The following is a 13,376-nucleotide window of genomic DNA, read 5'->3' on the forward strand; positions in this document are numbered from 1 at the left end:
TAAAATGTTCGTGCATCAAGCACCTTGCTCTTTAGGTAGCACCACTTCAAAGATGCTTCCCTCACCGACCTTGGATTTAACGTGAATCTCGCCACCGTGCATCTCCACGATTTCTTTGACTATCGCTAAGCCAAGGCCGGTTCCCGGAATTGAATATGTAAGTTCATTGTCAACACGGTAGAACTTATCGAAAATCCTATCGAGTTTATCCTCTGGTATACCAATCCCGTTGTCTTCAACGGATATCCTTACCTTTTCACCCTCATCACTCGCAGTGATTTTGGTGAACTTATTCTCTTTTTGTTGGTCCGAGAATTTTATCGAATTGCTTAAAAGGTTTACTATCACTTGCTCAATTCTTCTGGGATCACACTTTATTACCACTGGAGAACATTCTTTCATTATTTGTACGTTCTTTTCTTCTGCAAGCTTTTGAACGACCGTTATTGCCTGGTCAACGATGTCACACAAATTTGCACTTTCTAAAGAAATACGCATAGTCCCAGATTCGAGCTGTGAGAAATCAAGTAGATCATTCAGCAACTGTTCTAATCTCAGCGATTGTTCGTGAACAATTGAAATGAACTCCTGTATTTCTTCGTAACTCATCGGCATGCTGAGTATTGTTTCAACATAAGCTTTTATTGCAGCGAGCGGTGTTCTTAATTCGTGGGAGATGTTCGCAATGAAGTTTGCCTTTATCTTGTCCACTTCTTTTAATTTCTGGATTTCCTTTTCTGTCGTGATGTTCCTGATATTTACAAGAACCCTGTCTTCACCAAAAAGTTTTATATGTTTTATTGACACGCTGAAGAACGCATTCGCTTCTTCAAATTCGAAGAACTCTACACCGTTTTGTGTGTTTTTCAAAATCTCATCGAGTAGTCTGTTGTGTTCGCTGATTACTTGTTCTGCCCTTAAGTTTTTGAATTCAACTTGCCCATCTTTGAAGACGATAATACCATCGTTTGAGACATTTATTATCGTCTCGTAATACTGACGAGAATCATCAACGATTTTAAATAGCCTCAAGTTTTCGAGCGTTATTCCAGAGAGGTAAGCGATCAATTGCAAGTAATCAATCACTTCAGCCGTTGGTTCGGTTGTTGTCAAGATTACCGCAACTGACAAGATCTTGGTCCCTTTGAAGATAGGGATAAGTCCAACGTAGACATCCTCGAAAGGAAGGAACGTTGGATGCAACCTTTCTTCTATCCACTGAAGGTAATCGGCATAGTATTCTTGTGCTATAGTTACATCCTGTGGTTCCGAATATATCACTTCGTTGTTGCTCAGGACGTTCAGCACTTGGAAATCAACGATGCGTTTTAGAATGCCTACCAAGGCACCATACAACTTGTTTTCGTCATCAACCTTAGATATCTCAAGCATATATTTTGAAAGAAGCTGTTGGATTTCCATCGACATTCACCTTCTCAGCTAAGTCTTTCAACTACACAGTTCAACAATTTCACATTTTCTCAGGGGCACTTACACCGAGTAGTTTCAACCCTTCTGCAAGTATAATCTTCACACCGAGAGCAAGATTTAGTCTTGCGTTGGAAAGCTCTGGATTTTCTGGATCCACTATCTTGTAATCTGCGTAATACTTGTGGAATGCCGCAGCAAGATTCTCAAGATAATCAGTTAAGTAATGTGGTGATAGTTTGTCCCGGATGCGCTCTAAAACATCGTCGAACGTTGATATAAGCTTTACGATTCTCAATTCGGCTTCATTTTCGAGTAGCTCTATGTTGTCCAGCAGTTCGAATTTCAAACCTTTGGCTTGTGCGTTTTCAAAAAGACTCGAAATCCTTGCGTGTGCGTACTGGACGTAGTACACGGGGTTGTCCGTTGTCTGTGCTTTGGCAAGTTCAAGGTCGAAATTGAGGTGTGTATTCACGTCGACCATTGCAAAGAAATACCTTGTGGCATCTTTTCCGACCTCGTCTATCAGCTCATCCAGTGTTACGAACTCACCGGCACGTGTGCTCATCTTCACTATTTCGCTTCCACGTTTAAGTGTCACGAATTGGTGTAAGACAAAGAAGAGGAAATCCTCGGGAATACCAAGTGCCTTTATCGCTGCGTACATCCTTGGTAAATGCCCGTGGTGATCACTACCGAAGATGTCAACGGCGATGTCGTATCCCCGTTTGAATTTATTATAGTGGTACGCAATGTCTGTAAGATAGTAAGTATAGCTTCCATCACTTTTAATTAAGACCTTGTCGTTATCATTTTCAAATTGAGAAACTCTGAACCACAACGCACCTTCATGTTCGTACACCAGGTCTTTACTCTTAAGTATCTCAAGTACTTTTTGAACGGTTCCGTTGTCTATTAGACTCTTTTCGCTAATGACACTGTCAAATTTTGCATCGAGCTTTTCCAGTGTAGTATCGAACATCTTCGTTATCTCTCGAAGTGCGTATTCTTTAAAGATTTCCTCAACCTCGTCGTTCCAAATACGGAAGAATTTGTCGTTGTGGTCTTTCAAAACAAGTTTAGCAATGTCGATAACGTACTCTCCACGGTAGCCATCTTCTGGGATCGGTTCGTCGTATCCGAGGAGCTGGTTATACCTTGCCCAGACAGATTTGGCAAGCAGTTTTATCTGTCTACCTGCATCGTTTAGGTACATCTCTTTTGTTACATCGTAGCCTATGTACTTTAAAACGTTTCCGAGTACATCCCCGATGACGACCTGTCTCCCGTGCCCCACCGTTAGCGGACCTGTTGGGTTTGCACTACCGTACTCAAGAATGATTTTACCTTTATTCTTGAAATTCCATACGCCAGATGGATTTCTAAGGAACTTCTCGAGGAAATCTCTGTAGAATGTTTTAGAAACCTTGAAATTGATGAATCCAGGTCCAGCTATCGTTATTTCCTCGAACATGGGATGTCCTTGGAGCTTTTCAACGAAATATTTCGCCACTTCTCTCGGTGGTTTCTTGAAGTGTTTTGCGCCAACTAAGGCAATGTTTGTAGAAAAGTCCCCAAACTGCTCTTCAGGTACTTCAACAACAAAGTCGTATTCGTATCCACTTTCCATCAAAAAGCTCTTTAAAAGGCTTTCTATTTCTTTTCTAATCATTTATGCGGTTACCTCCTGATTTTTAGTTTATTAGTTTTTCTTTTTACTCCTTCGAGAGCTCTTCAATTATAACATTCCATATCTTGTCCAGGCCTTCCTTTTTAACCGACGAACACGGGATGAGCTCGCGGATGCTGTAACCAGATAATACTTCTTCAAAGTATTTGAGTTGTTTACTCAGTTCGGGAGAGCTGAGCTTATCTATTTTCGTCAACACAACGAGGGGAGAAATACCTATCATTTCCAACCATTCAAGCAACTGTGCATCGGATTCCATTAGTTCATGTCTGGAATCTATCAGTGCAAAAAGCGCCTTCATATTCCATGTTCGTTCGGAAAAATACCTTTCTATGACCTTCCTCCATTCCTCTCTGTCCTTTTTTGAAGCGCGTGCGTAGCCGTAACCGGGAAGGTCGACGAAGTAGAATTTATTGTTTATTAGGTAATAATTGATTGTTCTGGTCTTCCCTGGGTTTTTGCTTACAAAAGCCACCTTTTTTCCAATGAGTGCGTTCAAGAGGCTCGATTTTCCAACATTAGAACGTCCAACAAATGCAAATTCCCCGTGGAGTGGCTCTGGGAATTTATCATTCGGCTTTGCTATTACTTTCGCGAGTTCTACGTTTTCTACCTTTATTAGCCTGCTTGTGTCCGTCTTTTTCACACAAAGCCACCTCCAGTACTTCGTCGATCGTTTCAACAAAAATGAACTCCATATTCTTTCTTACTTCTTCTGGTATCTTTTCCAAGTCTACTTGGTTCTTCTTAGGTAGTATAACCGTTTTGATGCCCTTTCTGTAAGCTGCCAAGACCTTTTCCTTTATGCCGCCAACGGGCAGTACTCTTCCTCTAAGCGTTATCTCTCCGGTCATCGCTACATCGTTTCTAATTGGGACATCTTTTACAACAGAAACCAAAGCCGTTGTGATGGTCACACCAGCACTTGGTCCATCTTTTGGAACAGCACCTTCGGGTACGTGGATGTGGATATCGTGCTTTGTAAATCTATCCGAGTAATCCTCGCCACACAGTTTTCTTGACAAGCTTAGCGCGATTCGGACGGATTCTTTCATTACATCTCCCAGTTGCCCAGTGATTATGAGTTGTCCATTACCGGGAATGAGCGCACTCTCTATGTAAAGCGTTGTTCCACCGTTTGGAGTCCACGCAAGCCCCGTTGCGATACCAACCAACGGTTTTTCGAGAGAGTCTTCCTCCCTTATCTTTTCCGGTCCCAAGTACTCAACTACCTTTTCGGGAGTGATTACCACTATTTTTCCCGTCTTCGTGAATTCCAATGTTGCCTTTCTGACCACGCTTCTCAGTTGCCTTTCTAGTTCACGAACGCCAGGTTCCATCGTGTATTCGTTAATTATCTTTTTAATTGCGGAATCCTTGAATGCGAAGACCTTTGCCTTCTTTTCTGTGAATTCCTCGTATATCTTCGGAATTATATGGTTCTTGGCGATGTAGAATTTTTCCACGTCGGTGTAGCTTGAAATCTCAATCACTTCCATACGGTCTCTAAGTGCTGGTGGTATCGTGTAGAGAACGTTCGCTGTTGTAACAAAGAGTACCTCCGATAGGTCAAAAGGTATTTCTATATAGTGGTCAACGAAATCTTTGTTCTGCTCAGGATCAAGCACTTCAAGTAGTGCAGATGCCGGATCTCCTTGGAAACTGATACCCATTTTGTCTATCTCATCGAGGAGTATGACAGGGTTCTTGACGCCAAGTTTCCTTATGAGCTGAATAATCCTACCAGGCATTGCACCCACGTATGTTCTTCTATGACCTCTGATCTCAGCCTCATCCCTAAGACCACCAAGCGACATACGACCAAACTTCCTATTCATCGCACGTGCAATGGATTTTGCAAGGGAAGTCTTACCGACACCAGGAGGTCCAACAAAGCAGATTATAGGTGCTTTCGCTTTATCTGAGAGCTTCCTTGTCGCAAGGTATTCGAGTATTCTTTGCTTTGGCTCTTCCAAGCCGTAGTGGTCCTCGTTCAAAACTTTTTCTGCGTACTCTATATCGACCGTGTCCTCGGTCTTTTCGTACCAAGGCAGATTGAGTATCCAATCAAGATAGGTCCTTATCACACTTGCTTCAGGTGCGTAAGGTGACATTTTTTCAAGCCTTTGCAGTTCAGCCTGGGCCTTTTCCTTGACGTGTTCAGGGTAGTTACCTTTCTGTATCTTTTCCCTGATCTCTTTGATTTCGACGTCTTCTTCGCCACCAAGCTCGTCCCTTATTACGCGAAGTTTTTCCCTCAGATAATATTCCCTCTGACTCTTCTCGATACGTTCCTTAACCTTTTGATCCAATTGCTGTTCTATCTCGAGTAGTTCCGTTTCCCTTGCCAAGATATCGAGGATTTTTTCAAGACGGTTCGCTGGGTGTACTGTTTCGAGTAAATCCTGCTTTTCTTCGATACTTCCGGGGCATAAGGATGCTGCGATATCTGCGAAGACATCCGCGTTGTCAACATCCTCCAGTAACATTAACGTCTCTGGGGGTATCTTTCTTGAATATTGCACGTATTTGTGGAGCTCTTCCTTAACCATCCGCATCAGTGCAATAAGGCGCTTTGACCTACCGTAGCGCGCCCTTAGTATCTCGAGCTCGAATTCGAAGAACTTCTCCCCGACGTTCTTTAGCCACTTCGCCCTTGCGATACCTTCAACAAGAACTTTGAACGTACCATCGGGTAATTTTCCAACTTGGATTACCCGAACAATTGTCCCGATTTTATAAAGGTCATTTTCGTTTGGATCTTCTATCGCTGGGTCTTTTTGGTTCACAACAAAAACAAGATTATTAGTATGCTCCATGGCATGTTCAAGAGCCATGAGTGATTTCTCCCTTCCTACGTAGAAGGGAACGACGGTATTTGGAAATATCACCATGTTACTGCGCATCGCTATTCCAGGCAGCACATTCGGGATCGATATCCTCTCTTCTCTACTCTTTTTCGCTTCTTTTTCCAATTTTGCGAATTTCTTTTGATTGTTTCTCTTTTCGGTCTTATCCAACGTTCATGCACCTCCTTATTAGTTCGACTCTTGTCTGATCTGCTGTGATACTGAGTTTTCTGTGGCTTTCATCAATATGCTCGAAGAAAATAGTTACAAAGTCTTCTAAGAAAAACTCTTTCACGAGTTCTCCCCATTCAATTATGAATATCCCATCCTTCTCCTCGATTTCTCCTTCAAGCACGTAGAATATCTCTTCCAAGTTGTTTAGACGATAAGCGTCTATATGGTAGATCGTTTTCAAGCACGAATAGACGTTCATCAAGGTAAATGTGGGACTTGTGACGATATGTTCGCTACAGCCAAGTCCTGTTACCAAACCACGAACAAACGTGGTCTTACCACTTCCAATTTCACCGGACAAAATCACTACGTCACCATCTGAGAGGCAGTACGAGAATTTTTTTGCTACGCTTTTCAGTTCTTGTTCATTTAAGATTCCCAATTCAATGCGCGGTTGACTGCCTGTTTCCACTTGTTGAACTCCTCCTCACGAGCCTGTTTTGGTGTGAATATTCTATCTATTTTCCTAATCTGCTGCAATTTTTCTTTTGTGACGATGCCAAGGGCAATCGCCGCAAGACTGGCGGCACCAAGTGCCGTTGTCTCTCTGTTGACAGGCCTTTCAACAACGGTGTTCACGACATCGGAAAGGATCTGCATTATCAAATTGTTCTTTGAGACACCTCCATCAACCTTCAAGGTGTTTATCTTTATGTTGCTTTCTTTTTCCATAAGCATAACAAGTTGGCCGACAGAAAATGCGATACCTTCAAATGCTGCATAGATTATGTGCCTTTTGTCCGTTCCCGGGGTGAGCCCGATGATTAGACCACGCGCATACGGATCCCAATACGGTGCACCAAGTCCTGTAAGGGCTGGGACGAAGTAGATACCGCCGTTATTACCCACTTGAAGTGCCAGTTCAGTCAGTTCGCTGCTATCTTTTCCGAATCCAAGGTTCTTGATAAGGTAATTCACAAGCGTACCCGTTATGAACACGCTTCCTTCGAGCGCATAGGTTACCTCATCTTTGATCTTCCAACCAACAGTGCTCAGCAGATTGTGTTCGGAACTTATGATTTCATTTCCCGTGTTCATCAAGATAAAGCTGCCAGTTCCAAGCGTACATTTTACGTCGCCTCTTTGGAAAGCGGTCTGGCCAAAGAGAGCAGCCTGCTGGTCTCCGACCAAGGAAGCTACCGGGATGCCGTCGGCTGTGTACCCTATGAATTGCGCCGTATCGACCACTTCCGGAAGGAATTCCCTTTTAACTCCGAAAAGTTCCAGAAGCTCTTCATCCCAATCAAGAGTGTTTATGTTGAATATCATCGTACGCGATGCATTTGAATAATCTGTCACATGCCTTCCGGTCAATTTCCATGCAAGGAAGCTGTCTATAGTTCCAAATCTTAAAGTCCCTTTGTTGTAAGCTTCTTTAACTTCTGGAACGTTTTGAATTAGCCACTCGATTTTGGTTGCCGAAAAATAAGGGTCAACAACCAGACCTGTCTTTTCTTTTATCGCTCGTCCGTATTCTTTTCTTAGGAAGCTCGACCTCTCAGCTGTTCTACGGCACTGCCAAACGATAGCGTTGTAAAGAACTTGCTTTGTTTCAGAATCCCAAGCAACAACGGTTTCCCGCTGGTTTGTTATACCTATAACATCTATTTTCTTCCCTTTTGAATCCGCAACACGCTTGCATTCTTCAAGAACTTCAACAACAGTTTGCCAGATATCCTCAGGATTGTGCTCCACCCATCCTTCTTTTGGATATATCTGGCGAAATTCTCTTCGCGCCTCGTGCACAACTGAAAAATCATCGTCGAATAGAATCGCCCTCGTGCTTGTCGTTCCCTGGTCTAAACCAACGAACATCACCACCAACCTCCCCTATCCCGCAAATCTATCAGCCGTCTTTTATTTAAAGAACCTACTTATGATGTTCAGCACGACGGTAAGTACCACACTTAGAATGATCATCGTTGTTATTGGGAATATAAAAACGAAGTTTTTCTTTCTAATCACGATGTCACCGGGCAACCAATTCAAATCACTCATCTTCGATATCAGAAACATCATCAAGCCCATTGTAATAGTTATCACTCCGACCGCTATCAATAATTTTCCAATTTCCCGCATTCTCTCCCTCCTTAAAATAGGAGAATGGAAGTGCGACCATCTCACCGTCGTCCGTTTGTAAGGTGACCCTTGAAAGGAAGACGTTAACTGTTATCACCTTCGCAATTTTTCCATCGTAGTATATTGTAGACCCTTCATCTGGTATATTCTTCAGAGCTTCAACGTAGAAGTCGTGCTCAAATGTTAAACAGCAGAGCAACCTACCGCATGGTCCTGTGATCTTTGCGGTGTTTATCATCATCTGTTGTTGCTTTGCGTGTTTCAGGGTTACGCTATCAAATTCTCTCAAAAAGTACGAACAACAGCTCTTTCGTCCGCAAAGTCCCAGCCCCTTTATGAACTTCATTTCATCCCTTGCACCAACCTGCCTCAATTCAATACGTGTTTTAAACTCTTTCGCTATATCTTTTACGAGTTCTCGGAAATCAACCCTTGTTTTGGAACTGAAGTAGATGACGAGTTTACTTCGATCGAATATGTACTTAGACTGCAAGACCTTCATTGGAAGGTTGTGCTTCTTTACAAGTTCTACGGTCACTTCGCGCGCTCTTTTTGCAATCTCTTCGTTTTCTTCAATAATCTTCAGGTCCTCGGCCGTTGCTTTTCTGATAACCGCTTTTAGTTCGTAATTGACATCGTCTATGCTTATATCTTTTGGACCTAGCAGTACTTTACCGTAATCTGTTCCGAATTCACTTAGAACAATTGCGTAATCGCCGTATTTGAAGGTTTCGCCGTTATCTAAGTAGTACACGATCTTCCCTAAAGGCATCAATTCTACTCCGTAAACGGTAGCTTCTAAACTCACAAATTATCACCTCTTAATCCAAGTAGTAGTGTGTAATACGTCAACTGGTAGTTGAAGTTTGCGATCTTAGATTTCAATATGTCATCACATATGCGAAGGTATTTTATCTTCTCATTTTCGGAAAGCGTCGTATCTTTGTAAATCAACCATGCGACAATCTTAGCAACAAGCCGGAGGAATTTAATGTTGCTTTTCTTGGATAGTTGTGAGATAAAACGTACGTATGCCGACAGGTCCTTGCTTAAGTATTGCTCCAGAATCTGCTTTAGCGACATGATGACGTCTAATTCCACACTTGACTCGTTGATTTCATCTGTTTCTAAGAGTTCTTCTTCGGAAAGTATCGAATAATTCTTTCCTTTTAACCTTTCAAGGAAATCGTAATTCCAATATACAAGATACCTTTCGAATTCGTCCAAATCAGGATCGATGAGTAGTTGCGCGTGCAGTTTTTGCAACCTGCTTCTTATCGTTGGTAGTAGAGAGAACCATCTTGATGTGACGAGTATTATTATCGCATACGAAGGTGGTTCTTCGAGCGTTTTCAAAAATGCGTTCGCAGCTTCTTGAGTCATCTTGTCCGCATCGTACAAAATCACCTTTTTAGTCTCACCTTTCGGTGAAAAGTCAAGAAATTCCACAACAGTTCTAATTTCGTCGATGCCAATATTCGTGTCTGGTTCGATAACTAAAGCGTCCTGGATATCAGAAGTCTCAATTATACCTTTGATTAACGCTTTCGCGTACGCTTTGTTCGGAACAACAAGACCAAACGATTTACCACTTTCAAGCTGCCTTGATATTTTATTTCGAATTTTCTCTATTGTCACTACCATCACCACCGAATAGACCAAAAATGTTCTATTTCAACATGGATGTGTCAAATTCTTCGTAGTTTCTACTTGCATTTCAATTATATCACAAACAACGAATTTAGACCATTATCAAGTTGTGTGATATAATCGTTAACATGAACATCAAAACAGGTCAAGGGGAGAATGAATTTGGATATGCTGAGTACGGTGAATATCGAGATTCTAACAGAAAAGGTGAACGAAACAATTCGAGAGTTATTACAGGAGTTGATCGAAAACACTCCGGACACACTGAAGGCGTATTCTCAAGAATTCGCAAAGTTCACTCTGCGACCGGGGAAGCGAATTAGGCCTCTCTTGCTCCTGTTAACCTACTACGGTTACAAAAACTCAGCAGGTGATGATGCTGATCGCTCAGCCTACACTTTAGCAGGAATACTGGAAATAATGCACTCATTCTTGCTGGTACACGACGATGTAATAGACCAGTCTTCGCTCAGGCGCGGAGAACCAACGCTCCACAAGATTTACGAACAAATCACAAACGATGAGAAAATGGGTAAGGACCTTGCAATCATCGTCGGTGATATTGTAAGTTTTTATTATTTCGGAAAACTTGCAGATATGAATGCAGGTAGTGGAAACGAATTGCTCCCAAAGATTTTAAGACTTTTCGCCGACTGCTATGTGAAAACCGGATACGGTCAGCTGCTCGATATACTTTTCACAGGGCGCATGTCTCGTGATGCAATGGTAGACGATGTCCCGACGAAAATCAGCCTCTTGAAGACCGCTTATTACACCTTCGTTTATCCGATGCTCTTTGGGTATTATTTGGCAGGTGGAGTGGATGGTGAAGAGGCGGAAAAGCTTAGGGTGATAGGTGAAAAGGTGGGAATCGCATTTCAATACAGAGACGATATTCTTGGAACGTTCGGTGGTGAAGCAAAGAGCGCAAATGATATAGCGGAAGGTAAGACAACGATCCTGGTGAAGAGAACGTTCGATAAACTTTCTGAAAGCGAAAAGCAGAGGTTTTTGGAGTTGATGAACAAAAAGCAGAAGTCTGAAGACGATATCGAAACGGTGAAGTCGTACATGCTAAAATCTGGGGCTCTGAGTGAGATAATTGAGGACATAAGAAGTTTAGTTGAGCAAGCTCTATCGATGCTTGCGCCATTGCAAATGAAAACGCATTTTAAAAAGCAGATGGAGAAGATTTTCGAGAAGGTTTTAGACCTTCCGAAAACATTTTAAAAATTAATCGGTGGTGGTACAAATGGCTGATTATCCACTTCAGTATAAAAATCCGGGGCCTGATGTGGTATTAAAAACCAAACGCGGTTATCCAAGGCTCGGTGCAACACCTGACGAGACAGGTGTCAATTTTGCGATATTCTCACGCCATGCGACAAGGGTTGTGTTGGAGTTGTACCAAAATTACTACGACGACAAGCCATCGCACGTCTTTGAGCTCGATCCTGTAAAAAACAAAACAGGCGACGTATGGCATATCTACGTTTACGGTGTAGGGCATGGTCAGTACTACGGATGGAGGATCGATGGACCGTACGATCCTATAAACGGAAAGAGGTTCAATGTCAACAAATTGATTATAGATCCTTACGCAAAGGCGATAACGACGTTTTTTGACTGGGACGACGATTCGGTCTATGGATACGACAGGAACTCTCCGATGGGCGACCTTTCGTTCTCCACCTTGGATTCAGCAAAAAGTATGATACGGTCTATCGTTATAGACGATTCCAAGTACGACTGGGAAGATGACAGGCAGCTCCACATACCTTGGAACGAAACGATAATCTATGAAATGCACGTGAGACTCTTTACAATTAGTCCAACGTCAAAGGTAAAGTTCCCAGGCACGTTCTTAGGTATAGCTGAAAAATTGGACCATTTGAAGGAACTCGGCGTCACAACTATAGAACTGATGCCTATTTTCGAGTTCAACCTCAATTCGAATCCTAATATCAATCCGCTTACAGGTGAACGTTTGAAGGATGTCTGGGGATACAACCCTCTGAATTTCTTCGCGGTCACCGGAAACTATTCCGTTGGTCTGAAGTTGGGAGAGCAGGTCTTCTTGTTCAAAGACTTTGTCAAGTTGATGCACAAAAACGGTTTTGAAGTAATTCTTGATGTTGTCTACAACCACACCGGCGAGGGTAGTGAAAAGGGACCAACGCTTTGTTTCAGAGGGATAGATAACGAAATTTACTACATGCTCGATCCAAGGAACAAAAGGTACTATCTAAACTACTCTGGCTGCGGTAACACTCTGAACTGCAATCACCCCGTTGTCAAAGAGATGATCATTGACAGTTTGCGTTACTGGGCCACGGAGATGCACGTGGACGGCTTTAGATTCGACCTTGCTTCCGTACTTGGCAGAACACCGGATGGTAGGTGGATTGGTGACTTCTCGCTTTTAAAGGATATAGCCGAGGATCCGATTGTTGGCAAGTTGAAGCTCATAGCTGAAGGCTGGGATGCTGCAGGTGGTTATTATCTTGGACAATTTCCAGAAGGTTGGGCGGAATGGAATGGAAAATACAGAGACTGCGTGCGAAGATTTGTTCGCGGTGACAACGGCACCATTCCAGAGCTGATGCTCAGGATAGCTGGGAGCCCGGACCTCTATTTCAATAGAAAGCCGCACGCGAGCATAAATTTCATAACTTGCCACGATGGTTTTACAATGAGGGACCTGGTTTCGTATAACCAGAAGCACAACGAGGCGAACGGGGAAGGTAATAAGGATGGTGCAGACGAAAACTTTAGTTACAATTACGGCGTCGAAGGCGATACGGACGATGAAAGTATTATCAAAATACGTAAACAGCAGATAAAGAACTTCTTTGCCATACTCATGGTTTCCCATGGCACACCGATGATACTAATGGGCGATGAAATGTTCAGAACGCAAAAAGGTAACAACAACGCCTACTGTATTGACGATGAAACAACGTGGGTTGATTGGACACTTAAAGAAAAACACAGGGACCTCTTCGAATTTGTGAAGAAGATCATACATTTTAGGAAAGAACACAGTGCGCTTAAAAGAGAATGTTTCTATCAAAGGTACGACAAGTTCGGTAACGTTGTGACGGACATCACATGGCATGGTATTAATCCTTTCGAACCGGATACCGGTTACTACTCTCATTCGGTAGCTTTCATGATCTCAGGATTCGATCCTGTAAAAGGTGTAAGAATCGATAACGATATCTACGTTATCTTAAACCAATGGATTGAACCGCTCAGATTCATTTTACCACCGTTGCATGGGCAGTCTTGGTACAGAGTCGTAGATACAGCACAAGAACACCCAAACGATTTCTTAGAACAGCCTGTAAAAGTGGAAGGTCATTACATTGCCAAACCGAGAAGTACGGTGATATTTATCTCAGATTCCCCCGAAGACAAATAAAAAATCGAAGGAGGAGATAGTC

The 13,376-nt window shown here is 42.7% G+C and carries 11 protein-coding genes; 2 read left to right on the plus strand and 9 right to left on the minus strand.

Annotated elements, in window-relative coordinates; genetic code table 11:
• Positions 1 to 15: 15 nt before the first annotated feature.
• The 9 genes from CBS1_RS08980 to CBS1_RS09020 are packed head-to-tail and all read right to left on the minus strand — an operon-like array spanning position 16 to position 9,918.
• On the minus strand, positions 16 to 1,422 hold the full coding sequence (locus tag CBS1_RS08980; RefSeq protein WP_033191413.1) for a sensor histidine kinase: 1,407 nt from the start codon (positions 1,420 to 1,422) through the stop codon (positions 16 to 18).
• A 49-nt stretch (positions 1,423 to 1,471) separates the two neighbouring features.
• Positions 1,472 to 3,100 carry an arginine--tRNA ligase gene (gene argS / locus CBS1_RS08985; RefSeq protein ID WP_033191412.1) on the minus strand — a complete coding sequence of 543 codons (1,629 nt, stop codon included), beginning with the start codon at positions 3,098 to 3,100 and terminating at the stop codon, positions 1,472 to 1,474.
• A 43-nt stretch (positions 3,101 to 3,143) separates the two neighbouring features.
• Positions 3,144 to 3,737 (minus strand): ribosome biogenesis GTP-binding protein YihA/YsxC, encoded by a 594-nt coding sequence (yihA, locus tag CBS1_RS08990; RefSeq protein ID WP_033192510.1) that lies wholly within the window; start codon positions 3,735 to 3,737, stop codon positions 3,144 to 3,146.
• A complete protein-coding gene (lon, locus tag CBS1_RS08995; RefSeq protein WP_033191411.1) occupies positions 3,688 to 6,138 on the minus strand; it encodes an endopeptidase La in 2,451 nt (816 codons plus the stop codon). The genes yihA and lon overlap by 50 nt, the downstream gene beginning before the upstream one ends.
• Positions 6,131 to 6,613 (minus strand): tRNA (adenosine(37)-N6)-threonylcarbamoyltransferase complex ATPase subunit type 1 TsaE, encoded by a 483-nt coding sequence (gene tsaE / locus CBS1_RS09000; protein ID WP_033191410.1) that lies wholly within the window; start codon positions 6,611 to 6,613, stop codon positions 6,131 to 6,133. The genes lon and tsaE overlap by 8 nt, the downstream gene beginning before the upstream one ends.
• Positions 6,571 to 8,016, minus strand: a complete 1,446-nt coding sequence (gene glpK, locus CBS1_RS09005) for a glycerol kinase GlpK (protein ID WP_033191409.1) — start codon at positions 8,014 to 8,016, stop codon at positions 6,571 to 6,573. The genes tsaE and glpK overlap by 43 nt, the downstream gene beginning before the upstream one ends.
• A 42-nt stretch (positions 8,017 to 8,058) precedes the next feature.
• On the minus strand, positions 8,059 to 8,229 hold the full coding sequence (locus CBS1_RS09010; RefSeq protein ID WP_236938430.1) for a DUF2905 domain-containing protein: 171 nt from the start codon (positions 8,227 to 8,229) through the stop codon (positions 8,059 to 8,061).
• Entirely contained in the window at positions 8,192 to 9,088 is an 897-nt protein-coding gene (locus tag CBS1_RS09015) for a PSP1 domain-containing protein (RefSeq protein ID WP_090222661.1), read from the minus strand. Before CBS1_RS09015 ends, CBS1_RS09010 begins: the two co-directional genes overlap by 38 nt.
• Positions 9,085 to 9,918, minus strand: coding sequence for a hypothetical protein (locus tag CBS1_RS09020; RefSeq protein ID WP_090222662.1), 834 nt, complete (start codon positions 9,916 to 9,918; stop codon positions 9,085 to 9,087). The genes CBS1_RS09015 and CBS1_RS09020 overlap by 4 nt, the downstream gene beginning before the upstream one ends.
• A 180-nt stretch (positions 9,919 to 10,098) precedes the next feature.
• Between CBS1_RS09020 and CBS1_RS09025 the strand changes: the two genes are divergently transcribed.
• Positions 10,099 to 11,160, plus strand: a complete 1,062-nt coding sequence (locus CBS1_RS09025) for a polyprenyl synthetase family protein (protein ID WP_236938709.1) — start codon at positions 10,099 to 10,101, stop codon at positions 11,158 to 11,160.
• Between the two features lie 22 nt (positions 11,161 to 11,182).
• Positions 11,183 to 13,354 (plus strand): glycogen debranching protein GlgX, encoded by a 2,172-nt coding sequence (glgX, locus tag CBS1_RS09030; protein WP_090222664.1) that lies wholly within the window; start codon positions 11,183 to 11,185, stop codon positions 13,352 to 13,354.
• Positions 13,355 to 13,376 lie beyond the last annotated feature (22 nt).

Origin of the sequence: Fervidobacterium changbaicum (assembly GCF_004117075.1) — a bacterium.
Taxonomy (GTDB): domain Bacteria; phylum Thermotogota; class Thermotogae; order Thermotogales; family Fervidobacteriaceae; genus Fervidobacterium; species Fervidobacterium islandicum.

Excerpts from the sequence above, each read along its gene's own strand:
- CBS1_RS08980 (WP_033191413.1), bottom strand. The coding sequence starts at position 1,422 with ATGGAAATCCAACAGCTTCTTTCAAAATATATGCTTGAGATATCTAAG.
- argS (WP_033191412.1), bottom strand. The coding sequence starts at position 3,100 with ATGATTAGAAAAGAAATAGAAAGCCTTTTAAAGAGCTTTTTGATGGAA.
- glpK (WP_033191409.1), bottom strand. The coding sequence starts at position 8,016 with ATGTTCGTTGGTTTAGACCAGGGAACGACAAGCACGAGGGCGATTCTA.
- CBS1_RS09010 (WP_236938430.1), bottom strand. The coding sequence starts at position 8,229 with ATGGGCTTGATGATGTTTCTGATATCGAAGATGAGTGATTTGAATTGG.
- CBS1_RS09025 (WP_236938709.1), top strand. The coding sequence starts at position 10,099 with ATGCTGAGTACGGTGAATATCGAGATTCTAACAGAAAAGGTGAACGAA.
- glgX (WP_090222664.1), top strand. The coding sequence starts at position 11,183 with ATGGCTGATTATCCACTTCAGTATAAAAATCCGGGGCCTGATGTGGTA.